This is a genomic window from Caulobacter sp. CCUG 60055 (assembly GCF_022750545.1).
Taxonomy (GTDB): Bacteria; Pseudomonadota; Alphaproteobacteria; order Caulobacterales; family Caulobacteraceae; genus PUIC01.
This window is the reverse complement of record NZ_PUIC01000001.1, coordinates 735,570-760,141: the sequence shown is the minus strand read 5'-3', so window position 1 is coordinate 760,141 and position 24,572 is coordinate 735,570. Positions and strand designations below refer to the sequence as shown.

Here is a 24,572-nt window from a genome sequence, read left to right as displayed (position 1 = left end):
ATCTTGCAAAGTCGGCTCCTGTCTTGCACGGGAGCGCGGTCGCGATCCGTCGCGACCGAACAGCGAGGTCCCCCATCATGCAGCCGCCCAAGAAGTTCGGCGACGGTCCCGAGCGCCCCCGGCGCTTCTATGCGTCGGTCGAGGCCCGGCCCTCGGAGGCCGGCCATGGCGTCTTCCTCGACGGGCGCGCGCCCAAGACTCCCGCCGGTCGGCCGCTGGTGGTCCCGACCGCCGGTCTGGCCGCGTTGATCGCCGGCGAATGGTCGGCGCAGGGCGAGACCGTCGTATTGCCCGACATGCCGGCGACCCGGCTGGCCTACACCGCGCTCGACCGCGTGGCCGGCGCCCATGCCGAGACGGCGGCCGAGGTCGCCCGCTACGCCGGCTCCGATCTGGTCTGCTATTTCGCCGACGGGCCGGAGGCCCTGGTCGAACGGCAGGCCCGCCGCTGGGGCGCCGTGCTCGATTGGGCGGAAAGCGACCTCGGCCTGCGATTCGTCCGCGTCACCGGCGTCGTCCACCAGGCCCAGCCGGCCGAGACCCTGGCCCGGATCGAGGCCGCCGCCGCCGCCCTCGACGATTTCGCCCTGGCCGGCCTGGCCATGGCGGCGGGGCTGCTGGGCTCGACGGTGCTGGCCCTGGCCATGTTGCACGACAAGCTGGACGGGGAGGCGGCTTTCGACCTCTCGCGGCTGGACGAGGTTTTCCAGCAGGAACAATGGGGCGTCGACGAGGAGGCCGCCGAGCGGGCGGAGCGCCTGAAGGGCGAGGCGGTCCTGCTGGAGCGCTGGTTCGCGGCCCTGCGCGTCTGACCGCTGCCGCGACGGCGCCGCTTGTCATCACCCTGACGTTTCTCTACGCCTTCGCCCGTACCGGATGACGAGGGAACGCCAGGGTCGTGCAGCATATTCTTGAGGAACTCGATCGTCGCCGCGCCCAGGCTCGCGCGGGCGGCGGGGAAAAGCGCATCGCCTCCCAGCACGCCAAGGGCAAGCTGACCGCGCGGGAGCGCATCGACCTCCTGCTCGACGAGAATTCGTTCGAGGAGTTCGACATGTTCGTCGAGCACCGCTGCAACGACTTCGGCATGGAGAACCAGAAGGTGCCCGGCGACGGCGTCGTCACCGGCTGGGGCACGATCAACGGCCGCGTCGTCTACGTGTTCTCCAAGGACTTCACCGTGTTCGGCGGCTCGCTGTCGGCCGCGCACGCCAGCAAGATCGTCAAGGTCCAGCGCCAGGCCGCCAAGGTCGGCGCGCCGCTGATAGGCCTGTTCGACGCCGGCGGCGCCCGCATCCAGGAGGGCGTCGACAGCCTGGCCGGCTACGCCGACATCTTCCTCGAGAACGTGCTGTCCTCGGGCGTCATCCCGCAGATCTCGGTGATCATGGGCCCCTGCGCCGGCGGCGACGTCTATTCGCCGGCCATGACCGACTTCATCTTCATGGTGAAGGACACCTCCTACATGTACGTGACCGGCCCGGACGTGGTGAAGACCGTCACCAACGAGGTCGTCACCCACGAGGAGCTGGGCGGGGCGCGGGTCCACGCCATGAAGTCCGGCGTGGCCGAGGGGGCGTTCGAGAACGATCTCGAGGCGATGACCCAGATCCGCCGCCTGGTCGATTTCCTGCCGCTGTCGAATCGCGAGAAGCCGCCGGCCCGGCGCAGCTTCGACGACCCCGACCGGGAGGAGCGCAGCCTCGACACGCTGGTCCCGGCCAATCCGAACAAGCCCTACGACATGAAGGAGCTGATCCTGAAGGTCGTCGACGAGGCGGACTTCTTCGAGATCTCGTCGGAATGGGCCAAGAACATCATCTGCGGCTTCGCCCGGATGGACGGCGAGACGGTGGGCGTGGTCGCCAACCAGCCGCAGGTGCTGGCCGGGGTGCTGGACATCGACGCCAGCCGCAAGGCCGCGCGTTTCGTGCGCTTCTGCGACGCTTTCAACATCCCGCTTTTGACCCTGGTCGACGTGCCGGGCTTCATGCCTGGGACCAAGCAGGAGTACGGCGCGCTGATCAAGCACGGCGCCAAGCTCTTGTTCGCCTACGCCGAGGCCACGGTTCCGAAGATCACCCTGATCACCCGCAAGGCCTATGGCGGCGCCTATGACGTCATGAGCTCCAAGCACCTGCGCGGCGACGTCAACTACGCCTGGCCGACCGCCGAGATCGCGGTGATGGGCGCCAAGGGGGCGGTGGAGATCATCTTCCGCCAGGACATCGGCGACGCCGAGGCCATCGCCGCCCGCGAGGCCGAGTACAAGGAGCGGTTCGCCAACCCGTTCGTGGCGGCCCAGCGCGGCTATATCGACGACGTCATCATGCCGCACGGCACGCGCCGGCGGATCGTGCGCGCGTTGAAGAGCCTGAAGAACAAGCAGCTCTCCAACCCCTGGAAGAAGCACGACAACATCCCGCTCTAAGGGCGGGCGCGTGTGCGCCTCCCGGATGTGTGGCGCGTTTGACGATTGCAACGGAAGGTTTATGGTCCCGCCATCTGTTTAGGGGATTTTCAGTGTCGAAGCGCTTTTCTCAGTCGTTGGGTGTCGTGGCGGTGATTGCGTGCGGGCTGTCAGCGGCCGTCGCTTTTGCTCAAGCTCCTGCTCAGGGTGACGGCACCCATCCGCCGGCAGCCGCTCAGTCTTCGGCCAAACCGGCCGAGCCGGATAAGATCTGCAAGACGATCACGGTCACTGGTTCTCGCCTTGGCGGCCATAAGATTTGCCGGACCAAGGCGGAGTGGGACGAAACCGCGCGTCAGGCGCGGGAGATGGTCGAGGATAGCGGCCAGAAGGCGCTCACCCGCAACTGCGTGGCCGGGGCCACCGGTGGCGGCGGCTGCTGAGTCCGAGCCGATCCGTCAGATGCTGACGCCCTCGGGCGGCCCGCGCCCCAGCAGGTCCGGCAGGGGCTCGCCGTCGGCGGTGAAGGTCAGCGACACCGAGTTGATGCAGTAGCGCAGGCGCGTCGGGGGCGGCCCGTCGGGGAACACGTGGCCCTGGTGGCTGTCGCAACGGGCGCAGCGCGTCTCGACCCGGCGCATGCCGTAGCTGAGGTCCTCGACCAGCTTGACGTGCGCCGGATCGAACGGCTCGAAGAAACTCGGCCAGCCCGTGCCGCTCTCGAACTTGGCCAGGCTGCGGAACAGCGGCAGGCCGCACAGCCGGCAGCCATAGACCCCGGCCGACTTCTGGTTCAGGAGCCCGCCGCAGAACGGCGCCTCGGTGCCGTGAAGCAGCAGCACCTCGCGTTCCTCCTGGGTCAGGGACGCCTCCAGCCGCTGGCGCTCGGCGGCCGAGGGCGCGGAGAGGTCGAAGCCCGAGGCGGAAACATGCGGGGTCCCGGTGGACATGGCGGGCTCTTTCGTCGTGAACGGCGTGCAGCCTAGAACTTAGGGGGCGTCTTCGTTCGGCGCCATGGTTTCGCGCGCCGGCGCGGGGAGGGCGCGCGCCGGACTGCCGCGACGTCGCGCATTGCCAAGCCCCGGGCCGGCGTTTACTCGAACGCCGAACGACATAAAGCGTGCGAGGGGCGTTCGGCCGATGTTCTCGAAGATTTTGATCGCCAACCGGGGTGAGATCGCCGTGCGGGTCATCAAGACCTGCCGCCGCATGGGCATCAAGACGGTGGTGGTCTATTCGGAAGCCGACGCCGACAGCTTGGCGGTCGAGATGGCCGACGAGGCGGTGTTCATCGGCCCGGCCCCGGCGGCGCAATCCTACCTCGTCGCCGACAAGATCATCGCCGCCTGCAAGCAGACCGGCGCGCAAGCCGTGCACCCCGGTTTCGGCTTCCTGTCGGAAAAGGCCGAGTTCGCCCAGCGCTGCGCCGACGAGGGCGTCGTGTTCATCGGCCCCAATCCCAAGGCCATCGAGGCCATGGGCGACAAGATCGAGTCGAAGAAGTTCGCCAGCGCCGCCAAGGTCAACACCGTCCCCGGCCATATCGGCGAGATCGACGACACCGCCCACGCGGTGCGCATCGCCGAGGAGATCGGCTATCCGGTGATGATCAAGGCGTCGGCCGGCGGCGGCGGCAAGGGCATCCGCGTCGCCCATGACCGCAAGGACGTCGAGGAAGGCTTCCCGGCCGTGCGCGCCGAGGCCAAGGGCGCGTTCGGCGACGACCGCATCTTCATCGAGAAGTTCATCACCAGCCCGCGCCATATCGAGATCCAGGTGCTGGGCGACAAGCACGGCAATGTCGTGCACCTGTTCGAGCGCGAATGCTCGATCCAGCGCCGTAACCAGAAGGTCATCGAGGAAGCGCCGAGCCCGCTGCTCGACGAGGCGACCCGCGCCGCCATGGGGGCCCAGGCCGTCGCCCTGGCCCAGGCGGTCGGCTACGACAGCGCCGGCACGGTCGAGTTTGTCGCCGGCCAGGACAAGAGCTTCTATTTCCTGGAGATGAATACCCGTCTGCAGGTCGAGCACCCGGTCACCGAGCTGATCACCGGCCTTGACCTGGTCGAGCAGATGATCCGCGTCGCCTATGGCGAGAAGCTGGCCTTCGGGCAGGGCGACCTGAAGATCAAAGGCTGGGCGGTCGAGAGCCGCATCTACGCCGAGGACCCGTACCGCAAGTTCCTGCCGTCGATCGGCCGGCTGGTCCGCTACGAGCCGCCGGTCGAGGGCGACACCGCCGAGGGCTGCAAGGTCCGCAACGACGCCGGCGTGCGCGAAGGCGACGAGATCTCGATGTTCTACGACCCGATGATCTCCAAGCTGTGCACCTGGGCGCCGACCCGCGCCCAGGCCGTCGCCGGCATGGCCCGCGCGCTCGAGGACTTCCATATCGAGGGCCTGGGCCAGAACGTGCCGTTCCTGGCCGCGGTGATGGACCAGGAGCGGTTCAAGAGCGGCGAGCTGGCGACCAGCTACATCGCCGACGAGTTCCCGGAAGGCTTCACCGGCGTCGAGCCGACCCCGTTTCAGACCGACGTCATGACCGCCGTCGCCGCCCATATGCACCGCACCTTGGCCGCGCGCGCCAGGGAGGCCGGGAACGGTCTGGCCGCGCCGCTGTCGCGCACCGAGTGGGCGGTGTTCGTCGGCAAGACCCGTCGGGCGGTCGCGCTGTCGGAGGAGGGCGGGGCGCTGAAGGTGCGCATCCTCGACGAGGATCGCGCGCTCACCCTGGAGACCGTCGACTGGCGGCCCGGCAAGGCGCTCTACCGCGGGCGACTGAACGGCGAGCCCTTCACGGCGACGGTGCAGCCGGCCGGCGAAGGCTTCGTCATCCGCCATCGCGCCGCCCGGCGGGCCGTGCTGGTGCTGACGCCGCTTTCGGCCGACCTGCACCAGCGGCTTCCCGAAAAGCAGGCGCCCGACACCTCCAAGATGGTGATCTCGCCGATGCCGGGCCTGGTGGTGTCGATGGACGTCGCCGTCGGCCAGACGGTGCGCGAGGGCGAGGTGGTCTGCATCATCGAGGCGATGAAGATGCAGAACATCATCCGCGCCGAGCGCGAGGGCGTGGTCAAGACCGTGGGGGCCAAGTCCGGCGATCCGGTCGCCGCCGACGAGGTGCTCGTCGAATTCGTTTGATCAAGAAACTGTCGCCAAATCGCAAAGTTTGCGGTAGCCGGCTAGGGCTAGTCGCAACAGGGAGAGCGAGCGAAACATCGGTCGAGAGACCCTAGCGCCGAAGCGCCGAAAAGAGCGCTCGGTCGCGCAAACTGCTCCGAGGGAAAAATGCACGATACGACCATCGCGGGCCTCGACGGGGCCCCGACCAAGCATGCGCGCCTCCTCGCCTGGGTGCGTGAGATCGCCGAGCTCGCCCAGCCCGACCGGGTTCACTGGTGCGACGGCTCCGACGAGGAATGGGCCCAGCTGACCGACGCCCTGGTGGCCGGCGGCACGCTGCGGCGCCTGAACCCCGACAAGCGGCCCAATTCGTTCTACGCGGCCTCCGACCCCCGCGACGTGGCGCGGGTGGAAAGCCGGACCTTCATCTGCTCGCAGGATCAGGCCGACGCCGGCCCGACCAACAACTGGCGCGAGCCCGAGGGCATGCGCGCCGAGCTGCGCGGCCTGTTCGAGGGCTGCATGCGCGGCCGCACCATGTATGTGGTGCCGTTCTGCATGGGGCCGCTGGGCTCCAAGATCAGCGCCCTCGGCGTCGAGATCACCGACAGCGCCTATGTGGCCATCTCGATGCGGGTGATGACCCGCATGGGCAAGGCCGCCCTCGACCAGATCGGCGACGACGGCTTCTTCGTCCCGGCGGTGCATACGGTGGGCATGCCGCTGGCGGACGGCCAGCCGGACGTCGCCTGGCCCTGCAACGAAACCAAGTACATCGTCCATTTCCCCGAGACCCGCGAGATCTGGTCCTACGGTTCGGGCTACGGCGGCAACGCTCTCCTGGGCAAGAAGTGCTACGCCCTGCGCATCGCCTCGGTGATGGCCCGCGACGAGGGCTGGCTGGCCGAGCACATGCTGATCCTCAAGCTGACCTCGCCCGAGGGCGCGGTGCGCTATGTGGCGGCGGCGTTCCCCAGCGCCTGCGGCAAGACCAACATGGCCATGCTGCAGCCGACCATCCCCGGCTGGAAGGCCGAGACCATCGGCGACGACATCTGCTGGATGCGGTTCGGCGACGACGGCCGGCTCTACGCCATCAACCCCGAGGCCGGGTTCTTCGGCGTGGCGCCCGGCACCGGCAAGCACACCAACCGCAACGCCGTGGACACGCTGCATTCGAACTGCGTCTACACCAACGTCGCCCTGACCGAAGACGGCGACGTATGGTGGGAAGGCCTGACCCCCGAAGCTCCCGCCGGTCTCACCGACTGGCGCGGCCGGGCCTGGTCGCCCGAGCTGGGCGAGCCGGCGGCGCACCCCAACGCGCGGTTCGCGGTCCCCGCGGCCCAATGCCCGATCATCGCCCCCGAGTGGGAAGACCCCCGGGGCGTGCCGATCTCGGCCTTCCTGTTCGGCGGCCGCCGCGCCAGCGCTGTGCCGTTGGTGACGGAGGCCTTCGACTGGCGTCATGGCGTGTTCCTGGCCTCGAACGTCGCCTCGGAAGGAACCGCCGCCGCCGAGAACAAGGTGGGCGAGCTGCGGCGCGATCCCTTCGCCATGCTGCCGTTCTGCGGCTACAACATGGGCGACTATTTCAGCCACTGGCTGAAGCTGGGCGAGGGCGCCGACGCGGCCAAGCTGCCCCGCATCTACTTCGTCAACTGGTTCCGCAAGGGCGACGACGGCAAGTTCGTCTGGCCGGGCTATGGCGAGAACAGCCGCGTGCTGAAATGGATCGTCGAGCGGCTCGACGGCGCCGCCGGCGCCGAGGACACCCCGATCGGCCGCGTGCCGGCCAGGGAGGCGCTGGACGTCGCCGGCCTCGGCCTCAGCGACGCGCAGCTCGACCTGCTGCTCTCGGTCGACGTCGATGTCTGGAAGGAAGAGGCGGCGCTGATCCCGGCCTTCTACGACCGCTTCGGCGAGCGGCTGCCGCAGGCCCTGCGCGAGGAGCATGTCGCCCTGGCGGCGCGGCTGGCGGCGGCGGAGGCGCGCCAGGCGGCCTGAGGCGGGACGCAGGCTGAAGGAAAGACGCTCGAAGAAAGACGCCGGCGGTTCATCGAACCGCCGGCGTTTCCCGTTTGACCGGTCGTTTGACTGGGCCGACCGCTCCGAGCCGGGGCGCGGCGTCCGGCCGGAGGCTTCGCCAGGCTGGATAGGGCCTAGGCGGGGACCGGCGCGCGCGCCTCATCCTCGTGACGCTGGATCTGCTCTTCCACCGCCCGCTTGAAGGCGAGGGGGTTGGATATGTTCTTGATGCCCTCGGCCGACATGCCCGAGCCCGACACGATGATTGTGCCGTAGCCGAGGATGCGGCCCAGGATGCCCTGGTTGACGCGAATGGCGTCGACCTTGGCCAGGCGTTGCTCGATGGTCTTGCGCGAGATCAGACCGGTCTTGGCGATGACGCGCTTGTCGGTCACGGCCAGTTCCGTGCTCAGGGCGCTCAAGATCGAGAACGGCCAGAGAAACGCGATCCAATGCAGTTTGGCGGACGCTACGACCCGCTCGTTGCCGACCAAGGACTGTTGGACATAAGAGCCCATGATTTTACCCCCGAAAGTAAGTCTGCCCGCGATGGGCATCGCGCGAGACTATGGCGGCCGCAACCTAAGCGCAAGCGTCGGGGCGCGGACGTCCATGAGCTGTGTTTCGCGAGGCCCTCAGCCCAGCAGTCGGTCCCGGTTGCGGCTCGCGGTCTCCGACATCCATTCGAGCACGGCCCGCACGCGCGGGGTGGCGCGAAGATCCTGGTGCACCGCGACCCAGAAGGTCCGTCTCAGGCGGACCTCGTCCGGCAGCACGCGCTCCAGTCCGGCGCCGGGCTCGGCCATGAACCGGGGCAGGATGCCGACGCCGGCGCCGGCGGCGATCATGGCCAGCTGGGCCCGGATCGAGGAACTGGACGCGCGCGGGCGCAGACCCGGCTCGACCTCGGCCAGGTAGCGCAGTTCCGGCGCGTAGATCAGGTCGTCGATATAGCCGATCAGCGGGTGGTCGAAGAGGTCGGCGCGCGTCGTCGGCCGCCCGGCCCGGTCGAGATAGGCGGCGGCGGCGTAGAGGCCGAGCTCATAGTCGGTCAGGCGCTCGACGCTCAGCCGCTCGGAGACCGGCGGGTTCAGGGTCACCGCCACGTCGACCTCGCGGATCGACGGCGACAGGAAGCCGGAATTGGCCACCAGCTCGACCGTCAGGTCGGGGCGTCGCTGCAGCAGATCGGGCAGGGCGGGGGCGAGCACGTGGGCGCCGAACCCCTCTGACGCGCTCATCCGCACCGTGCCGAACACGCCAGTGTGCACGGTCTGCATCGATTCCACCGCCGTCTCGACGTCGAGGCTGGATTCGAGCAGACGGGCTCCGGCCGAGGTCAGGTGCAGGCCCTGGGGCGAGCGGCCGAACAGGGTGGCCCCCAGGGCCGCCTCGAGGCGTTGGACCCGCCGCCCGACCGTGGTGGCGTCCATGCCGAGCTTCAGCCCCGCGGTGGCGAACGACCGGCCGCGCGCGGCGGCCAGGAAGATGCGCAAGTCGTCCCAGTCGAGCACGGCCCCATCCTGCGAAAATGCAATTCCAGCACTGAAAAATCGCTCGACAGGCGGCGGCCGTCAAATGATAGCCCTCCGCCCAACGACTTTTTGGGAGACCGCCATGCGTGACATTCGCCACTTCGTGAACGGCGAGGCCGTCGCCGGGACGTCCGGCCGCTTCGGCGACGTGTTCAACCCCAACAGCGGCGAGGTTCAGGCCCGTGTCGCCCTGGCTGCGGCGGGCGAACTCGACGCCGCCGTCCAGGCGGCGGTGAAGGCCCAGCACCGCTGGTCGGCCGTCAATCCCCAGCGTCGCGCCCGGGTGATGTTCGAGTTCAAGCGCCTGGTCGAGGCGAACATGAACACGCTCGCCGAACTGCTGTCGTCCGAGCACGGCAAGGTGATCGCCGACTCCAAGGGCGACATCCAGCGCGGCCTGGAGGTGATCGAGTTCGCCTGCGGCGTGCCCCACGTGCTCAAGGGCGAATACACCGAAGGCGCCGGGCCGGGGATCGACGTCTATTCGATGCGCCAGCCGCTTGGCGTGGTCGCAGGGATCACCCCGTTCAACTTCCCGGCCATGATCCCGATGTGGATGTTCGGCGTGGCCATCGCGGTGGGCAACACCTTCATCCTCAAGCCGTCGGAAAAGGACCCGTCGGTGCCGGTTCGCCTGGCCGAGCTGTTCATGGAGGCGGGCGCCGCCGCGGGCCTGGACGTGACTGGCGTGCTCAACGTCGTCCACGGCGACAAGGCGGCGGTGGACGCCATCCTGACCCATCCCGACATCAAGGCGGTCAGCTTCGTCGGCTCGTCCGACATCGCCCAGTACGTCTATGCGACCGGCACGGCGCACGGCAAGCGCATCCAGGCCATGGGCGGGGCCAAGAACCATGGCGTCATCCTGCCCGACGCCGACATGGATCAGACGGTCAAGGATCTGGTCGGGGCCGCCTTCGGCTCGGCCGGCGAGCGCTGCATGGCCCTGCCGGTGGCGGTGCCGGTCGGCAAGAAGACCGCCGACGAGCTGCGCGAGCGCCTGCTGGTCGAGATCGAGACCCTGAAGGTCGGCGTCTCCACCGACGCGGCCGCCCAATACGGCCCGGTGGTCAGCGCCCAGCACCGCGCCAAGATCGCCGACTACATCCGCATCGGTCAGGAAGAGGGCGCCGAGTTGGTGGTCGACGGCCGCGACTTCGCCCTGCAGGGCTACGAGAAGGGCTTCTTCATCGGCCCGACGCTGTTCGACCACGTCAAGCCGGGCATGAAGACCTACCAGGAAGAGATCTTCGGCCCGGTGCTGCAGCTGGTCCGCGCCGAAACCTTCGAGGAAGCCGTGGCCCTGCCGTCGCAGCACCAGTACGGCAACGGCGTCGCCATCTTCACCCGCAACGGCCGCGCCGCCCGCGAGTTCGCCGCCCGCGTCAATGTCGGCATGGTCGGGATCAACGTGCCGATCCCGGTGCCGGTCGCCTACCACACCTTCGGCGGCTGGAAGCGTTCGGCCTTCGGCGACACCAACCAGCATGGCATGGAAGGCGTGAAGTTCTTCACTAAGGTGAAGACCGTGACCGCCCGCTGGCCCGAAGGCGTCAGCGAGGACTCCGCCTTCGTCATCCCGACCATGAAGTGACGCCCTAGATGAATTTCGAACTGACTGAAGACCAACGCGCCATCCAGGAAGCGGCCCAGGCTTTCGCCGCGGCGGAGCTGGCGCCGCATTCGGCCCGCTGGGACGAGGAGAAGCACTTCCCCGTCGACGTGATCCGCAAGGCGGCCAGCCTCGGCTTCGCCGGCATCTATGTGAAGGAAGATGTCGGCGGCTCGGCCCTCGGGCGTCTGGACGCGGCGCTGATCTTCGAGGCGCTGTCCTATGGCGACGTCTCGACGGCGGCGTTCATCTCGATCCACAACATGGCCTCGTGGATGATCGACCGCTTCGGCTCGGAGGAGCTGCGCCGCAAGTACCTGCCGCGCCTGACCTCGATGGAGCTGATCGCCTCCTATTGCCTGACCGAGCCGGGCTCGGGCTCGGACGCGGCGGCGCTGAAGACCAAGGCCGTCCTGGACGGCGACCACTACGTGCTGAACGGCTCCAAGGCGTTCATCTCCGGCGCCGGGGTGTCGGACATCTATGTGGTCATGGTCCGCACCGGCGGCGACGGTCCCAAGGGCGTCTCGGCCGTGGTGGTGGAGAAGGGGACCGAGGGCCTGTCTTTCGGCGCCAACGAGCGCAAGATGGGCTGGACCAGCCAGCCGACCGCCCAGGTCAATTTCGACAACGTGCGGGTGCCGGTCGAGAACCGCATCGGCGCCGAGGGCGACGGCTTCCGCTTCGCCATGATGGGCCTGGACGGCGGGCGGCTGAACATCGCCTCGTGCTCGCTGGGCGGCTCCAGGCTCGCCCTCGACACCGCCAAGGCCTACATGGAGACCCGCAACCAGTTCGGCCGGGCGCTGAAGGAGTTCCAGGCCCTGCAGTTCAAGCTGGCCGATATGGCCACCGAGCTGGAGGCGGCGCGGCTGATGGTCTATCGCGGCGCCGACGCCCTGGATCGGCGCGACCCCAACGCCACCAAGTACTGCGCCATGGCCAAGCGTTTCGCCACCGACGCCGGCTTCGAGGTCGCCAACCAGGCGCTGCAACTGCACGGCGGCTATGGGTATTTGAAGGACTATCCGCTGGAGCGGATCGTGCGCGACCTGCGGGTGCACCAGATTCTGGAAGGCACCAACGAGATCATGCGCGTCATCACCGCCCGGGAGATGTTCCGCCAATGAGCCAGGAGCCGGAAGTCCTCACCCGCGTCGAGGGCGCGGTCGGCCGCATCACCTTGAACCGCCCCAAGGCGCTGCACGCCCTGACCACCAACATGTGCCGCCTGATGACCGAGGCGCTGCTGGCCTGGCGGGACGATGCGGCGGTGCGGCTGGTGCTGATCGACCACGCCGGCGAGCGCGGTTTCTGCGCCGGCGGCGACATCCGCATGCTGGCCGAGAGCGGAGCGGGGGACGGCGCGGCGGCGCGGGAGTTCTTCTTCGTCGAATATCGCCTGAACGCGCTGCTGTATCGCTACGAGAAGCCGATCTGCGCCATCGCCGACGGGGTGACCATGGGCGGCGGGGTCGGCGTCTCGATGCCGGCGCGCTATCGCGTCGCCACCGAGCGGACCACCTTCGCCATGCCCGAGACCGGCATCGGCCTGTTCCCGGACGTCGGCGGCGGCTGGTTCCTGCCCCGGCTGCCGGGCAAGACCGGCCTGTGGCTGGCCCTGACGGGCGCGCGCATCAAGGCCGCCGACTGCCTGCTGCTGGGCATCGCCACCGACTATGTGGAAAGCGGGCGCGTCGAGGCGCTGAAGGCGGCGATCCTGGCCGAGCCGGACCGGATCGAGGAACTGCTCACCGAATACGAGGCCGACGCCGGCCGGCCGCCCCTGGCCGCGCATCAGGACGACATCGGCCGCCTGTTCGGCGCCGGCGGCGTCGAGGCGATCTTCGCGGCGCTGGAGGCTGACGGCTCGGACTGGGCCAAGGCCCAGCTCGCGCTTCTCAAGACCAAGTCGCCGCAGACCATGAAGGTCGCCCTGCGCCAACTGGCCGCCGGCGGGGCGATGACCGACTTCGCCGACAACATGCGCATGGAATACCGCATCGGCGCCCGCGTCGTTCAGCGGCATGACTTCATCGAGGGCGTGCGGGCGGTGATCGTCGACAAGGACAACGCGCCGAAATGGTCTCCGGCGACGCTGGAAGGCGTCACCGACGCCATGCTGGACGAAATCTTCGCGCCCCTGCCGGCCGATCAGGAATGGTCGCCGCTGCCCTGAGAGGGACGGCGCGAGAACGAAAAGACTGGAGAGGAACGCATGACCCGGATCGCCTTCATCGGGCTCGGAAACATGGGCGGCGGCATGGCCGCCAACCAGGCCAAGGCCGGCCACGAGGTCGTCGCCTTCGACCTGTCCAAGGCCGCGCTCGACCGCGCCGCGGCCAGCGGCTGCCGCGCCGCCGCCTCGGTGGCCGAGGCGGTCAAGGACGCCGAGGCGGTGGTCACCATGCTGCCGGCCGGGCCGCATGTGCGCCAGGTCTACGCCGAGCACATCCTCCCGAACGCGCCGAAGACGGCGCTGCTGATCGACTGCTCGACCATCGACGTCGACAGCGCCCGCGCCGTGGCGGCCGAGGCCAAGGCGGCGGGCTTCCGCGTCGCCGACGCGCCGGTCTCGGGCGGGGTGATGGCGGCCGACGCCGGCACCCTGGCCTTCATGGTCGGCTGCGAGGACGCCGATTTCGCCGCCGTCGAGGCGGTGCTGACGCCGATGGCGCGGGCGGTGATCCATGCCGGCGCGGCCGGGGCGGGGCAGGCGGCCAAGATCTGCAACAACATGCTGCTGGGCGTGTCGATGCTGGGGACCTGCGAGGCCTTCGCCCTGGCCGAGAAGCTGGGCCTGGCCGCCGACCGCTTTTTCGAGATCGCCTCCAAGTCGTCGGGGCAGTGCTGGTCGGTGACCACCTATTGCCCGGTCCCTGGCGTCGGGCCGCAGACCCCCGCCGACAAGGGCTACGCCGGCGGCTTCGCCACGGCGATGATGCTCAAGGACCTCAAGCTGGCCCAGGACGCCGCCGCCAAGGCCGGCGCCTCGACGCCGATGGGCGCCCAGGCCGAAGCCCTCTATGCGATGTTCGACGGCCTGGGCTATGGGGGCAAGGACTTCTCCGCCTTCATCCAGATGCTGCGCGGCAAGATCGCCGAGCTCGCTTGAGGAACCCCGCCATGGCCTACGAGACCCTGATCGTCGAAACCGCCGACGGCGTCACCCTGATCCGGCTGAACCGGCCCGAGGCCCTCAACGCCCTCAACAGCCAGCTGCTGGAGGAGATCGGCCTGGCGCTCGACGCGGCCGAGGCCGACCCGGCGGTGGGCTGCATCGTCGTCACCGGGTCGGAGAAGGCCTTCGCCGCCGGCGCCGACATCAAGGAGATGTCGACCCAGTCCTATGCGGACATGTTCAAGGCCGACTTCTTCACCAAGAGCTCGCAGCGCATCGTCGCCTGCCGCAAGCCGATCATCGCCGCCGTCTCCGGCTACGCCCTGGGCGGCGGCTGCGAGCTGGCGATGATGTGCGACTTCATCATCGCCGCCGAGAACGCCAAGTTCGGCCAGCCGGAGATCAATCTGGGCGTCGCCCCCGGCATCGGCGGCAGCCAGCGCCTGACCCGGTTCGTCGGCAAGTCCAAGGCCATGGACATGATCCTCACCGCCCGGATGATGGACGCCGCCGAGGCCGAGCGTTCGGGCCTCGTCTCCCGCGTCGTGCCGGTCGACAAGCTGCTCGACGAGGCCATGGCCGCCGCGAAGAAGATCGCCGCGCAGTCGCCGCTGGCCGTGGCGATGAACAAGGAGCTGGTCAACGCCGCCTATGAGACGACGCTCGCCACCGGCGTGGCGCTGGAGCGGCGGCTGTTCCACTCGCTGTTCGCCTTCGACGACCAGAAGGAAGGCATGAGCGCCTTCGTCGACAAGCGCAAACCCGAGTTCAAGGGCCGCTAGGCGGGGCGGCGACGCGGCGTCAGGCTTGCCGCGCCCAGGCGCGGCGGTGCATAGCGTTACGTCCGTGACGGGGAGCGCTTATGTCCGCCAAGCCTTACATCGTCGGCCTGGGGGGCACGCTCCGGCCCGACTCCTCGACCGAGAAAGCCGTCGCCGTCGCCCTGCGCGCCGCGGCCGAGGCCGGGGCCGAGACCCTGCTGCTCGGCGGCGCCGATCTCGACCTGCCGCTCTATGCGCCGCATTCCGCCGGCCGCACCGCCGCCGCCGCCCGGCTGGTGGCCGAGCTGCGCCGGGCCGACGGGGTGATCCTGGCCACGCCCGGCTATCACGGCGCGATGTCCGGCCTGATGAAGAACGCCATCGACTATGTCGAGGACATGAGCGGCGATCTGCGTCCCTATCTCGAAGGCCGCGCGGTGGGCTGCATCGTCACCGCCGCCGGATGGCAGGCCACCGCCACCACCCTGGTCGGCCTGCGCGGGGTGGTCCACGCCCTGCGCGGCTGGCCGACGCCGCTGGGCGTCACCATCAACACCGCCGAGCCGGTGTTCGACGAGGCGGGATCGTGCCAGGACGGCCGGGTGTCGCAGCAGCTCGACCTTCTGGCGCGACAGGTGGTCGAGTTCGCCGGCCGCTGGCGCGCCGCCGGCTGAGACCGGGCGTTCACGACGCCGCGGCGGCGGCGTCCGCCGGACCCTGGCGGCGCACCTCGAAATCCATGACCAGGGGCAAGTGGTCGGAGGCCTTCCGCGTGGCTTGGGTGTAGGGTGCGAACAGCGCTCTCACCTCGACCTCGGGGCTGACGAACACATGGTCGATCTGCACCAGCGGAAATGTCGACGGGAAGGTGGGCGTCGGCGCGCGGGCGGGCGCGACGCGGCGCGCGTCGGCGAGGTCGGCGGTCAGGATCCGGTGCACGGCCGAGCCGGCGACGGCGTTGAAGTCGCCCAGCAGCACGGTGGGACCGACGCGGCGGTGGTCTCCGACCCAGTCGCGGCCGGCCAGGGCGCGGGCCTGCCGCCTCTGCTCCTGCGGAACCAGCCCCAGATGGGTGTTGATCACCTGCAGCCGGTCCTCGCCCAGATCGACCTCGATCCACAGCGCACCGCGCGGCTCCAGCCCGCGGATGGGGTAGGGCGGCAGGGCGTCGGCGCGCACCAGGCGTTCGGGCAGGCGGGTCAGGATGGCGTCGCCGTACAGCTCCTCCTCGACCGACATGGCCGGATGGAAGTGGAAGGCCATCTCCAGCCGCCGGGCGATCTCGTGCGCCTGGTCGACGCCGCCGGTGCGGGCCCGGCCGACGTCCAGCTCCTGCAGGGCGACGATGTCGGGCTCCAGGGCGGCGACGACATCGGCGATCCGGCCGACGTCGAGCCGTCGGTCCACGCCCACGCAGCGGTGGACGTTGTAGGTCAGGATCCGGGTCATGCTCCATCAATGCCCCAGCCGGCGATTGGTCGCAAAGCCTGGAAAAACTTGACGTTGACGTTTGCGTCACCATTGCAAACGTCTGTTCGAGCCATAAGATCGCCGCGACAGAGATAGCGCCGCCAAGGCCAGTTCGGAGACGCCGCCATGAACCTCGACTTTTCCCCCGAAGACATAGCCTTCCGCGACGAGGTCCGCGCCTTCATCGCCGAGAACTACCCTGCCGGGCTGCGCGAGCGTCAGGAAGAGGGCGAGGAGATGGCCAAGGAGGACTTCCTCTCCTGGCACCGCGTCCTGGCTAAGAAGGGCTGGGTCAACCCGGCGTGGCCGAGCCAGTACGGCGGCCCCGGCTGGAGCGCGACCCAGCGCTACATCTGGTCGGAAGAGTGCGCCCGCGCCGACACGGTTCCGATCCTGCCCTTCGGCATCAACATGGTCGGCCCGGTGATCTACACCTTCGGCACGCCCGAGCAGAAGGCCAAGTTCCTGCCGCCGACCCTGTCGGGCGACATCTGGTGGTGCCAAGGCTATTCCGAGCCGGGCGCGGGCTCCGACCTCGCCGGCCTGTCGACCAAGGCCGAGCGCATCACCGGCGACGACGGCAAGGAATACTATCTGGTCAACGGCCAGAAGACCTGGACCACCCTGGCCCAGCACGCCGACTGGATCTTCTGCCTGGTCCGCACCGACCCCGCCGCCAAGAAGCAGGAAGGCATCTCGTTCCTGCTGATCGACATGAAGACCCCCGGCATCACCGTGCGTCCGATCATCACCCTGGGCGGCGAGCACGAGGTCAACGAGGTCTGGCTCGAGAACGTCAAGGTGCCGGTCGAGAACCGCATCTATGAGGAAAACAAGGGCTGGACCTGCGCCAAGTTCCTGCTGGCGCACGAGCGCTCCGGCATCGCCGGCGTCGCCCGCTCCAAGCGCGGCATCGAGCGCATCCGCGCCATGGCCTCGACCGAACTGGCCGACGGCGGCGAGGCCCTGCTCAAGGACCCGTTCTTCAAGCGCAAGGTCGCCGAGCTGGAGATCGACCTGACGGCGCTGGAGTTCACCGAACTGCGCACCCTGGCCTCGGAAAGCGCCGGCAAGGGGCCGGGACCGGAATCGAGCGTGCTCAAGATCAAGGGCACCGAGATTCAGCAGCGCATCACCGAACTGGCGCTGGAGGCGGCCGGTCACTACGGCGCGCCGTATTTCCGCGGCTTCCCGACCGACGGCGACAACGCCCATCCGATCGGACCCGACTACGCCCACCGCACGGCGCCGACCTATTTCAACGTCCGCAAGACGTCGATCTACGGCGGCTCGAACGAGATCCAGCGCAACATCATCGCCAAGATGGTGCTGGGCCTCTGACCGCCGCAACGAAAACAGCCGAATTCTAGGGAAGAGCCATGGATTTCAACTTCACCGAAGAACAGTCGATGCTGCGCGACACGGTCGCGAGCTTCCTGCAGGACAAGTACGACTTCGAAACCCGCCGCAAGATCGTCGCCTCCGAGGCCGGCTGGCGGCCGGACTACTGGAAGGCCTTCGCCGAGGAGCTGGGCATCCTGGGCGCGCCGTTCTCGGAAGAACTGGGCGGCCTGGGCGGCGGCGCCGTCGAGAACATGATCGTCATGGAGGAGTTCGGCAAAGCCCTGGTGGTCGAGCCCTATCTCGGCACGGTGGTGATCGGCGGCGGCTTCCTGAAGCATTCCGGTTACGCCGGCGCGGCCGACCTGATCGGCAAGATCATCGGCGGCGAAGCCATCCTCGCCTTCGCCTACGCCGAACCACAGGCCCGCTATACCTGGCAGGACCTGAAGACCACGGCCAAGAAGGACGGCTCCGGCTGGACCCTGAACGGCCACAAGGCGGTGGTGGTCGGCGCGCCGTGGGCCACGCACCTGGTGGTCACCGCCCGCACCGGCGGCGGCCAGCGCGACACGCAGGGCGTGTCGGTGTTCCTGGTCGACAAGAACGCCAAGGGCGTCGTCACCCGCGACTATCCGACCGTCGACGGCCTGCGCGCCTCGGAAGTGTTCTTCGAGAACGTCTCCTTGCCGGCCGACGCCCTGATCGGCCAGGAAGGCGCGGGCCTGCCGCTGGTCCAGAAGGTGATCGACGAGGCCACCGCCGCCATCGGCGCCGAGGCGGTCGGCGTGCTGCGCAAGCTGCATGAAGGCACCCTGGACTACGCCAAGCAGCGCAAGCAGTTCGGCGCGGCCATCGCCAGCTTCCAGGTGCTGCAGCACCGCATGGTCGACATGTTCATCAATGTCGAGCAGTCGGTGTCGATGACCTACATGGCCAACATCAAGCTGGACGAGAGCGACGACGAGCGCGCCAAGGCCGTCTCCGCCGCCAAGGTGCAGATCGGCCGCGCCTGCAAGTTCGTCGGCCAGAACGCCATCCAGATCCACGGCGGCATGGGCATGACCGACGAACTGGCCATCGGCCACTACTTCAAGCGCGCGACGATGATCGAGGGCCTGTTCGGCTCGGTCGACCATCACCTGCGCCGCTACGAGGCCCTGTCGATCGACAAGGCCGCCTGAGAGCGGGCGACAGCAAGACGCGAGCGGCCCGCCGGAGCGATCCGGCGGGCCCTTTCGTTTCAGCGGGCGGCGGCCTTCGGCGCTCGCCGCCAGACGGAATAGGCGACCGTCCCGTTCCCGGAGGCGCTGGCCGGCACGGCGTAGCTCAGCACGCCGTTTTCGAAGGTGTAGTCGCGCACCTGCCGCTTGCCCTCCCAGTTGGGGAACGAGGCCGCCTCGACGTCGAAGGCCAGCTGATGCTTGCCGGGATCGATCGACACCCGGCCGAAGTGGGTGCTCGAACCGAGCACGGCCTGGCGGTACTCCTCCGCCGTGCCGCGGGTCTTGTCGCCGCTGGCGAAGGCCGGCCGGTCGGGCCGGAAGATCTGCATGTTGTAGCGCCCGGCGGCGTCGACGGTGAGCAGGCCCTTGGGGTGGGCGCCGTAATTGGTGGTGCGGGTCCCGTCGGCCCGAATCTCGTAGGCGGACTCCATCACCCAGACCCCTTCGAGGGATCGCAGCTCGGCCGCGGCCGCGGCGTGGACGGCGGCCAAGGCGACGGCCAGGGCGGCGACGCCCATCTTCAGCTTGCGCACTATGTTGCTCCGGCGTTGTAACCTATTTGGAAGGTTACATTGTGCTTGCGACAGGCCGGCTACCCTGTCAATGGGAACGGATGGCGACGACCAGCGGCTCAGATGTTCGCCTCGAGGAGCGGGACGGCTTCCGCTTCCGGGGCGGGGACTATGCGATCGACCTGCCGGCGACCCTGGCCGGACGCCTGAAGCCCCAGCCGCGCGAACGGCTGAACACGCCGGACGACCTCGCCCGCTGGCTGGTGGCGGCCGGCCTGGCGGATTTCAGGCCCGACGCCGGCGAGGCCGACCTGAAGGTCGCGATCGGACTGCGCGAGGCGATCTTCGTCCTGGCCGGGGCCGTCGCGGACGGGCGTTCGCCGCCCGGCGAGGCGCTGGCGACGCTCAACGCCGCCGCCGCCGGCGTTCCGGCCACGCCGAAGCTGGAGGCGGACGGCCGGGTGCGGCTGTTCGGCGACGCCGGCGCCTTCCTGGCCACTCTGGCCCGCCATGCCGTAGAGCTGTTCGGCGGGCCGCAGGCCGGGCGCATCCGTCAGTGCGCGTCGCAGACCTGCACCCTGTTCTTCGTCGACACCTCGCGCTCGGGCGACCGGCGCTGGTGCTCGATGTCCGGCTGCGGCAACAACGCCAAGGTCGCCGAGTTCCGGCGGCGGAAGAGGGCGGCCCCGGAGCCGAGCTAGAGGTCCATCCGCCAGGTCTCGCTGACCAGGGGATGGCCGAAGGCTATGTAGGCATGGCTCTCGACCAGTTCGAACCCGGCGCGGGCGTAGAGGCGGCGCGCCTCGACCAGGACCGAGTGGGTCCACAGCACCATTTCGCGATAGCCAGCCTGCCGGGCGAAGCTCAGGCATTCGGCGATCAGCCGCCCGCCCAGGCCCGTTCCCCGCGCCTCGGGCTCGACCAGCAGCAGGCGCAAGCGCGCGGTCTCGGCGCTGTCGCGGCTGACATAGACGCAGCCCACCCGCCGGCCATAGCGTTCGGCGATCCAGCACCGCTCGCCGGCGGGGTCGAAATTGCGGATGAACGCCGCCACCAACTCGGCGCAGACGGCCTCGATCTCGCTGTTCCAGCCGTATTCCCGCGCATAGAGCACCGCGTTGCGCTCGACGATCCAGCCCATGTCGCCGGGGCGCGGATCGCGTAGGACGATCTCGGCCGGCGCCGGCTCGCCGAACAGGCGCTCGACGTCGTCGAGGGCGTTCAGGGCCGCCTCGCGCACGGCCGGCGCGAACGGGTCAAGCAGGGCGGCGGCCTGCCGCTGGGAGCCGCGATCCAGTTCGGCGAGGGCGGCTTCGCCGGCCTGGGTCAGGGCCAGCACGCGCCGCCGGCCGTCCTGGGGCGAGGCGGCGCGGGTCAGCAGGCCGCGCCGCTCCAGCCGCGCCAGCAGGCGGCTGACATGACCGCGGTCGAGGCCGAGCGAGCGTTGCAGGTCGGCGGCCGAGCCCGCGTCTTCGCGGGCGATCTCGTACAGCACCCGGCTTTCGGTCACCGTGAACGGACTGTCGTGATAGCCGTCGCCGAGCAGGCCGATGGCCCGCGTGTAGCGCCGGTTGAAGGCGCGCAGGCGGGCGATCTGTTCGGGAGCGGCGGCGGTCATGTCGGGTCTCGCTATGGCGTGCGGGCGAGACTCGGACAATTAGTTGCAAGAGTCAACTATATAGCCGCGCCCGCGCCGCGCCTTTTGCGTTGAAACGGCGACGGCCGCCGGCTAGGCCGGTGGCCGACACATAGGGAGACGTTCGATGAGCCTGCTGACGCTGGAAAAGCGCGGTCATGTCGCCATCCTGACCTTGAACCGCCCCGAGGCGATGAACGCCCTGGGCGCGCCGGGCGACGGCGACCAGGTCCAGGCGGTCTGCGAGCAGGTCAACGCCGACCGCGACATCCGCTGCGTGGTGCTGACCGGCGCCGGGCGGGCCTTCTCGGCCGGCGGCGACGTCAAGGCGATGAAGGCGCGGGAAGGGGCCTTCGCCGGATCGGGCGTCGCCATCCGCGACGGCTATCGCGGCAACATCCACAAGGTGGTGCGTTCGATCTACGGCCTGGAGGTTCCCTCGATCGCGGCGGTGAACGGCCCGGCCATCGGCCTCGGCTGCGACGTCGCCTGCATGACCGACATCCGCATCGCCGCCGACACCGCGAGGTTCGGCGTCACTTTCCTCAAGCTCGGCCTGATCCCCGGCGACGGCGGCGCCTGGCTGCTGCCGCGCACGGTCGGCATGAGCCGCGCGGCCGAACTTCTGTTCACCGGCGACGTCATCGACGCGGCCAAGGCCGTCGAGTGGGGGCTGGTCAGCCGCGCCGTCCCGGCCGAAGCCCTGATGGACGAGGCCCTGGCGCTGGCCGAGAGGATCGCCGCCCAGCCGCCGCACGCCCTGCGCCTGGCCAAGAGCCTGCTCAAGCACGGCCAGACGGCGTCCTACGACACCCTGATGGAGATGAGCGCGGCGGCCCAGGCCATCTCGCACCTGACCGACGACCACATGGAGGGCGTCGACGCCATCCTCGAAAAGCGGGCGGCGGTGTTCAAGGGCGCCTGACCGCGCGGCGCCGGGCAGGTTTCCGCCACGACACGCTTGCCCATCGCCGCCAGCCGTCTAACATCCGTTTGAATTCGCATTCGGAGGAGACGGCCATGATCGGCGTCGTTGCGACAATCACGGTTCAGGACGGCAAGGCCGCGGAGTTCGAGAAGGTGTTCCTGGACCTCGCCGCCAAGGTGAAGGCCAACGAGCCGGGGGCGCTGGTCTATCAACTGACCAAGAGCCGCGCGGAGCCGAACACCTACAAGGTGCTGGAGCTCTACGCCAATGAGGACGCGCTCAAGGCCCACGGCGGCAGCGACTATTTCCGCGCCGCCGGCGCGGCCATGGGCCCGACCCTGGCCGGTCGTCCGGAGATCGAATACCTCGACGCGGTGGAGTAGGCGGCCATGGATCTCGCCTTTTCGCCCGAGGACCTGAAGTTCCGCGACGAGGTCCGCGCCTGGATCGCCGAGGCCTACGACCAGGACCTGCGCCAGCAGATGGCCCAGTCCAAGAACGGCTATCTCGACAAGGCCGGCCAGGTGAAATGGCAGAAGAAGCTGTACGAGCGCGGCTGGGTCGCGCCCGACTGGCCGGTCGAATACGGCGGACCCGGCTTCACCCCCTCGCAGCGCTACATCTTCAACATGGAGATGAGCTTGGCCGGCGTGCCGACCTCCTCGCCGATGGGGCTGAAGATGGTGGCGCCGGTGATCATGGCTTTCGGCTCGCCCGAGCAGAAGGCCCAACACCTGCCGGCCATTCTGCGTTCCGACGTCTGGTGGTGCCAGGGCTATTCCGAGCCGGGGTCGGGCTCGGACCTGGCCAGCCTGCAGATGAAGGCCGACCGCGACGGCGACGACTATGTGCTGAACGGCTCCAAGATCTGGACCACCCACGCCCAGTGGGCGGACTGGATGTTCTGCCTGGTGCGGACCAGCCAGGAGGCCAAACCGCAGAACGGCATCTCGTTCCTGCTGCTGCGCATGGACACGCCCGGCGTCGTGGTGCGGCCGTTGCCGACCCTCGACGGGCCGCCCGACGGCCAGCAGGAGGTCAATCAGGTCTTCTTCGAGAACGTCCGCGTGCCGGTCGCCCAGCGCATCGGCGAGGAGGGCAAGGGCTGGACCTACGCCAAGTACCTGCTGGAGTTCGAACGCGGCAACGCCTACGCGCCGGGCCTGATGAACGCTCTGAAGAAGGTGCGGCGCATCGCCTCGGTCGAGGCGGCCGACGGCGGCGGCCGGCTGATCGACGATCCGGAGTTCCGGTGCAAGCTGGCCGACATGCAGATCAAGGTCGAGACGCTGAACGCCACCGAGTTGCGCATCTTCGCCTCGCGCTCTTCGGGCGCGTCGGTGGGCTCGGCCTCGTCGATGCTCAAGCTGGAAGGGTCGGAGACCCAGCAGGCCATCACCCAACTGGCGCTGGAGGCGGTGGGGACCTACGCCGCGCCCTTCGTCCAGGACACCTGGGCCGAACTGCGCGGCGAGACCAACGAGCCGCGTCCCGGCCCCGACTACGCCGCCCCCGTGGCGCCGGCCTATTTCAACTATCGCAAGGCCTCGATCTACGCCGGCTCCAACGAGATCCAGAAGAACATCATGGCCAAGCTGGTGCTGGGGCTCTGAATCCTCGGGCCTTCCCCTTCGGCCGCGCGGGCGCTGGCGTGGGGGAAGGCGTCGCGGTTTTCTGTTGCGCTGCAACATCCTGAAGATTTTCTGCACTTCAAACGCCCGTTCGAGCACCTATCTTCATCCGAACGTCATCCTCTGGAGACCGACGCATGTCCGTCGACGCCCTGTTTCGTCCCTTCGAGCTGAAGTCGCTCAAGCTCAAGAACCGCATCGTCATGGCCCCCATGACGCGGTCGTTCTCGCCCGGCGGCGTCGCGACCAAGGAAGTCGCCGACTATTACGCCCGCCGCGCCGAGGCCGAGGTCGGCCTGATCGTGTCGGAAGGCACGGGGGTGGCGCGCGGCGCCTCGCTGAACGACCCCAACGTGCCGCGCTTCCATGGCGACGCCGAGCTGGCGGCCTGGAAGCAGGTGATCGACGCCGTCCACGCCAAGGGCGGGGTGATGGCCCCGCAGCTCTGGCACGTCGGCGCCGCCCGCAGCCAGTCGGGCTGGGTCGCGCCTGGGCCGGTCGACAGCCCGTCTGGCCTGTCCAAGCCCGGCAAGAAGTTCACCGAGCCGATGAGCGACGAGGACGTGGCCGACACCATCGCCGCCTTCGCCCAGGCCGCCGCCGACGCCAAGCGGCTGGGTTTCGACGCGGTCGAGCTGCACGGCGCCCACGGCTATCTGATCGATCAGTTCTTCTGGGACGGCACCAACGAACGCACCGACGCCTTCGGCGGGCCGAGCCTGCCCGAGCGCGCCAATTTCGCCGCCGAGATCCTCAAGGCGGTGCGCAAGGCGGTCGGCGAGGACTATCCGGTCATCATCCGCCTGTCGCAGTGGAAGCAGCAGGACTACGCGGTCAAGCTGGCCCACACGCCCAAGGAGATGGAGGCCTGGCTGTCGCCGCTGGCCGACGCCGGGGCCGACATCTTCCACTGCTCGCAGCGCCGGTTCTGGGAGCCGGAGTTTGAGGGCTCTGACCTCAACTTCGCCGGCTGGGCCAAGAAGCTGACCGGCAAGCCGACCGTCACCGTCGGCTCGGTGGGGCTGAGCGGCGAGTTCATCGCCGCGTTCGGCGGCGAAAGCTCCGAGCCGGCCTCGATCGACGGCCTGCTGGAGCGGCTGGAGCGGGATGAGTTCGATCTGGTCGGCGTCGGCCGCGCCCTGATCGTCGACCCCGAATGGGCCAGGAAAGTTCACGAAGGCCGCTTCGCCGATCTGAAGCCTTTCCATCGCGAGGCGCTGGGCACGCTGGTCTGA

General features: G+C 69.0%; 24 protein-coding genes. 18 read left to right on the top strand and 6 right to left on the bottom strand.

Going from position 1 to position 24,572, the window contains the following annotated elements; all coding sequences use genetic code 11:
* Nucleotides 1–77: 77 nt before the first annotated feature.
* The 3 genes from C5708_RS03655 (at nt 78) to C5708_RS03645 (ending at nt 2,853) form a co-directional block, all read left to right on the top strand.
* A complete protein-coding gene (locus tag C5708_RS03655) occupies nt 78–812 on the top strand; it encodes an ATP12 family protein (RefSeq protein WP_242917916.1) in 735 nt (244 codons plus the stop codon).
* An 86-nt stretch (nt 813–898) separates the two neighbouring features.
* Complete coding sequence (locus C5708_RS03650) at nt 899–2,431, top strand: acyl-CoA carboxylase subunit beta (protein WP_242917914.1); 1,533 nt, start codon at nt 899–901, stop codon at nt 2,429–2,431.
* A 92-nt stretch (nt 2,432–2,523) separates the two neighbouring features.
* Nucleotides 2,524–2,853, top strand: coding sequence for a hypothetical protein (locus C5708_RS03645; protein WP_242917912.1), 330 nt, complete (start codon nt 2,524–2,526; stop codon nt 2,851–2,853).
* A gap of 15 nt (nt 2,854–2,868) precedes the next feature.
* Here C5708_RS03645 and msrB read toward each other — a convergent pair whose 3' ends face one another.
* Nucleotides 2,869–3,360: a peptide-methionine (R)-S-oxide reductase MsrB gene (gene msrB, locus C5708_RS03640; protein ID WP_242917910.1), complete on the bottom strand. Its 492-nt coding sequence runs from the start codon at nt 3,358–3,360 to the stop codon at nt 2,869–2,871.
* A 190-nt stretch (nt 3,361–3,550) separates the two neighbouring features.
* Here msrB and C5708_RS03635 point away from each other — a divergent pair, with 190 nt between their 5' ends.
* Both C5708_RS03635 and C5708_RS03630 read left to right on the top strand, forming a co-directional pair.
* Nucleotides 3,551–5,554: an acetyl/propionyl/methylcrotonyl-CoA carboxylase subunit alpha gene (locus tag C5708_RS03635; RefSeq protein ID WP_242917908.1), complete on the top strand. Its 2,004-nt coding sequence runs from the start codon at nt 3,551–3,553 to the stop codon at nt 5,552–5,554.
* A gap of 147 nt (nt 5,555–5,701) precedes the next feature.
* A complete protein-coding gene (locus C5708_RS03630) occupies nt 5,702–7,543 on the top strand; it encodes a phosphoenolpyruvate carboxykinase (GTP) (protein WP_242917906.1) in 1,842 nt (613 codons plus the stop codon).
* A 155-nt stretch (nt 7,544–7,698) separates the two neighbouring features.
* Here C5708_RS03630 and C5708_RS03625 read toward each other — a convergent pair whose 3' ends face one another.
* Together C5708_RS03625 and C5708_RS03620 are read right to left on the bottom strand one after the other, a co-directional pair.
* The gene (locus C5708_RS03625; RefSeq protein ID WP_242917904.1) at nt 7,699–7,959 is read right to left on the bottom strand and encodes a PH domain-containing protein; all 261 of its coding nucleotides are present in this window, start codon (nt 7,957–7,959) and stop codon (nt 7,699–7,701) included.
* Between the two features lie 240 nt (nt 7,960–8,199).
* Entirely contained in the window at nt 8,200–9,078 is an 879-nt protein-coding gene (locus C5708_RS03620; protein WP_242917902.1) for a LysR family transcriptional regulator, read from the bottom strand.
* A gap of 103 nt (nt 9,079–9,181) precedes the next feature.
* Between C5708_RS03620 and C5708_RS03615 the strand changes: the two genes are divergently transcribed.
* The 6 genes from C5708_RS03615 to C5708_RS03590 all read left to right on the top strand — a co-directional run bounded on the left by C5708_RS03615 (nt 9,182) and on the right by C5708_RS03590 (nt 15,267).
* Nucleotides 9,182–10,693 (top strand): CoA-acylating methylmalonate-semialdehyde dehydrogenase, encoded by a 1,512-nt coding sequence (locus C5708_RS03615; RefSeq protein WP_242917900.1) that lies wholly within the window; start codon nt 9,182–9,184, stop codon nt 10,691–10,693.
* Nucleotides 10,694–10,701: 8 nt separating this feature from the next.
* Nucleotides 10,702–11,841 (top strand): isobutyryl-CoA dehydrogenase, encoded by a 1,140-nt coding sequence (locus tag C5708_RS03610; RefSeq protein WP_242917898.1) that lies wholly within the window; start codon nt 10,702–10,704, stop codon nt 11,839–11,841.
* Nucleotides 11,838–12,890 carry an enoyl-CoA hydratase/isomerase family protein gene (locus tag C5708_RS03605; protein WP_242917896.1) on the top strand — a complete coding sequence of 351 codons (1,053 nt, stop codon included), beginning with the start codon at nt 11,838–11,840 and terminating at the stop codon, nt 12,888–12,890. Before C5708_RS03610 ends, C5708_RS03605 begins: the two co-directional genes overlap by 4 nt.
* Before the next feature lie 39 nt (nt 12,891–12,929).
* Nucleotides 12,930–13,826 (top strand): 3-hydroxyisobutyrate dehydrogenase, encoded by an 897-nt coding sequence (gene mmsB / locus C5708_RS03600; RefSeq protein ID WP_242917894.1) that lies wholly within the window; start codon nt 12,930–12,932, stop codon nt 13,824–13,826.
* 11 nt (nt 13,827–13,837) lie between these two features.
* A complete protein-coding gene (locus C5708_RS03595; protein ID WP_242917892.1) occupies nt 13,838–14,614 on the top strand; it encodes an enoyl-CoA hydratase in 777 nt (258 codons plus the stop codon).
* A gap of 80 nt (nt 14,615–14,694) precedes the next feature.
* Nucleotides 14,695–15,267 carry an NAD(P)H-dependent oxidoreductase gene (locus tag C5708_RS03590; protein ID WP_242917890.1) on the top strand — a complete coding sequence of 191 codons (573 nt, stop codon included), beginning with the start codon at nt 14,695–14,697 and terminating at the stop codon, nt 15,265–15,267.
* 10 nt (nt 15,268–15,277) lie between these two features.
* On the opposite strand, the gene C5708_RS03585 is transcribed toward C5708_RS03590, so the two are convergent.
* On the bottom strand, nt 15,278–16,042 hold the full coding sequence (locus C5708_RS03585; RefSeq protein ID WP_242917888.1) for an endonuclease/exonuclease/phosphatase family protein: 765 nt from the start codon (nt 16,040–16,042) through the stop codon (nt 15,278–15,280).
* Nucleotides 16,043–16,189: 147 nt separating this feature from the next.
* On the opposite strand from C5708_RS03585, the gene C5708_RS03580 reads away from it, so the two are divergent.
* Complete coding sequence (locus tag C5708_RS03580; RefSeq protein ID WP_242917886.1) at nt 16,190–17,404, top strand: acyl-CoA dehydrogenase family protein; 1,215 nt, start codon at nt 16,190–16,192, stop codon at nt 17,402–17,404.
* Between the two features lie 38 nt (nt 17,405–17,442).
* Nucleotides 17,443–18,588: an acyl-CoA dehydrogenase family protein gene (locus C5708_RS03575; protein WP_242917884.1), complete on the top strand. Its 1,146-nt coding sequence runs from the start codon at nt 17,443–17,445 to the stop codon at nt 18,586–18,588.
* 59 nt (nt 18,589–18,647) lie between these two features.
* On the opposite strand, the gene C5708_RS03570 is transcribed toward C5708_RS03575, so the two are convergent.
* Nucleotides 18,648–19,163 carry a lipocalin-like domain-containing protein gene (locus tag C5708_RS03570; protein WP_242917882.1) on the bottom strand — a complete coding sequence of 172 codons (516 nt, stop codon included), beginning with the start codon at nt 19,161–19,163 and terminating at the stop codon, nt 18,648–18,650.
* 80 nt (nt 19,164–19,243) lie between these two features.
* On the opposite strand from C5708_RS03570, the gene C5708_RS03565 reads away from it, so the two are divergent.
* Nucleotides 19,244–19,843: an ABATE domain-containing protein gene (locus tag C5708_RS03565; protein ID WP_242917880.1), complete on the top strand. Its 600-nt coding sequence runs from the start codon at nt 19,244–19,246 to the stop codon at nt 19,841–19,843.
* Here the strand turns inward: C5708_RS03565 and C5708_RS03560 are convergent.
* The gene (locus C5708_RS03560) at nt 19,840–20,760 is read right to left on the bottom strand and encodes a bifunctional helix-turn-helix transcriptional regulator/GNAT family N-acetyltransferase (RefSeq protein ID WP_242917878.1); all 921 of its coding nucleotides are present in this window, start codon (nt 20,758–20,760) and stop codon (nt 19,840–19,842) included. The two genes, C5708_RS03565 and C5708_RS03560, sit on opposite strands and share 4 nt — an antisense overlap.
* Before the next feature lie 145 nt (nt 20,761–20,905).
* Between C5708_RS03560 and C5708_RS03555 the strand changes: the two genes are divergently transcribed.
* The 4 genes from C5708_RS03555 (at nt 20,906) to C5708_RS03540 (ending at nt 24,572) form a co-directional block, all read left to right on the top strand.
* Nucleotides 20,906–21,703 carry a crotonase/enoyl-CoA hydratase family protein gene (locus C5708_RS03555; protein ID WP_242917877.1) on the top strand — a complete coding sequence of 266 codons (798 nt, stop codon included), beginning with the start codon at nt 20,906–20,908 and terminating at the stop codon, nt 21,701–21,703.
* Between the two features lie 95 nt (nt 21,704–21,798).
* A complete protein-coding gene (locus tag C5708_RS03550) occupies nt 21,799–22,089 on the top strand; it encodes a putative quinol monooxygenase (protein ID WP_242917875.1) in 291 nt (96 codons plus the stop codon).
* 6 nt (nt 22,090–22,095) lie between these two features.
* Complete coding sequence (locus C5708_RS03545) at nt 22,096–23,319, top strand: acyl-CoA dehydrogenase family protein (protein ID WP_242917873.1); 1,224 nt, start codon at nt 22,096–22,098, stop codon at nt 23,317–23,319.
* Nucleotides 23,320–23,474: 155 nt separating this feature from the next.
* Nucleotides 23,475–24,572, top strand: a complete 1,098-nt coding sequence (locus tag C5708_RS03540) for an NADH:flavin oxidoreductase (RefSeq protein WP_242917871.1) — start codon at nt 23,475–23,477, stop codon at nt 24,570–24,572.

Excerpts from the sequence above, each read along its gene's own strand:
- C5708_RS03655 (WP_242917916.1), top strand. The coding sequence starts at position 78 with ATGCAGCCGCCCAAGAAGTTCGGCGACGGTCCCGAGCGCCCCCGGCGC.
- msrB (WP_242917910.1), bottom strand. The coding sequence starts at position 3,360 with ATGTCCACCGGGACCCCGCATGTTTCCGCCTCGGGCTTCGACCTCTCC.
- C5708_RS03635 (WP_242917908.1), top strand. The coding sequence starts at position 3,551 with ATGTTCTCGAAGATTTTGATCGCCAACCGGGGTGAGATCGCCGTGCGG.
- C5708_RS03630 (WP_242917906.1), top strand. The coding sequence starts at position 5,702 with ATGCACGATACGACCATCGCGGGCCTCGACGGGGCCCCGACCAAGCAT.
- C5708_RS03615 (WP_242917900.1), top strand. The coding sequence starts at position 9,182 with ATGCGTGACATTCGCCACTTCGTGAACGGCGAGGCCGTCGCCGGGACG.
- C5708_RS03610 (WP_242917898.1), top strand. The coding sequence starts at position 10,702 with ATGAATTTCGAACTGACTGAAGACCAACGCGCCATCCAGGAAGCGGCC.
- C5708_RS03605 (WP_242917896.1), top strand. The coding sequence starts at position 11,838 with ATGAGCCAGGAGCCGGAAGTCCTCACCCGCGTCGAGGGCGCGGTCGGC.
- mmsB (WP_242917894.1), top strand. The coding sequence starts at position 12,930 with ATGACCCGGATCGCCTTCATCGGGCTCGGAAACATGGGCGGCGGCATG.
- C5708_RS03595 (WP_242917892.1), top strand. The coding sequence starts at position 13,838 with ATGGCCTACGAGACCCTGATCGTCGAAACCGCCGACGGCGTCACCCTG.
- C5708_RS03590 (WP_242917890.1), top strand. The coding sequence starts at position 14,695 with ATGTCCGCCAAGCCTTACATCGTCGGCCTGGGGGGCACGCTCCGGCCC.
- C5708_RS03585 (WP_242917888.1), bottom strand. The coding sequence starts at position 16,042 with ATGACCCGGATCCTGACCTACAACGTCCACCGCTGCGTGGGCGTGGAC.
- C5708_RS03580 (WP_242917886.1), top strand. The coding sequence starts at position 16,190 with ATGAACCTCGACTTTTCCCCCGAAGACATAGCCTTCCGCGACGAGGTC.
- C5708_RS03575 (WP_242917884.1), top strand. The coding sequence starts at position 17,443 with ATGGATTTCAACTTCACCGAAGAACAGTCGATGCTGCGCGACACGGTC.
- C5708_RS03565 (WP_242917880.1), top strand. The coding sequence starts at position 19,244 with ATGGCGACGACCAGCGGCTCAGATGTTCGCCTCGAGGAGCGGGACGGC.
- C5708_RS03560 (WP_242917878.1), bottom strand. The coding sequence starts at position 20,760 with ATGACCGCCGCCGCTCCCGAACAGATCGCCCGCCTGCGCGCCTTCAAC.
- C5708_RS03555 (WP_242917877.1), top strand. The coding sequence starts at position 20,906 with ATGAGCCTGCTGACGCTGGAAAAGCGCGGTCATGTCGCCATCCTGACC.
- C5708_RS03550 (WP_242917875.1), top strand. The coding sequence starts at position 21,799 with ATGATCGGCGTCGTTGCGACAATCACGGTTCAGGACGGCAAGGCCGCG.
- C5708_RS03545 (WP_242917873.1), top strand. The coding sequence starts at position 22,096 with ATGGATCTCGCCTTTTCGCCCGAGGACCTGAAGTTCCGCGACGAGGTC.
- C5708_RS03540 (WP_242917871.1), top strand. The coding sequence starts at position 23,475 with ATGTCCGTCGACGCCCTGTTTCGTCCCTTCGAGCTGAAGTCGCTCAAG.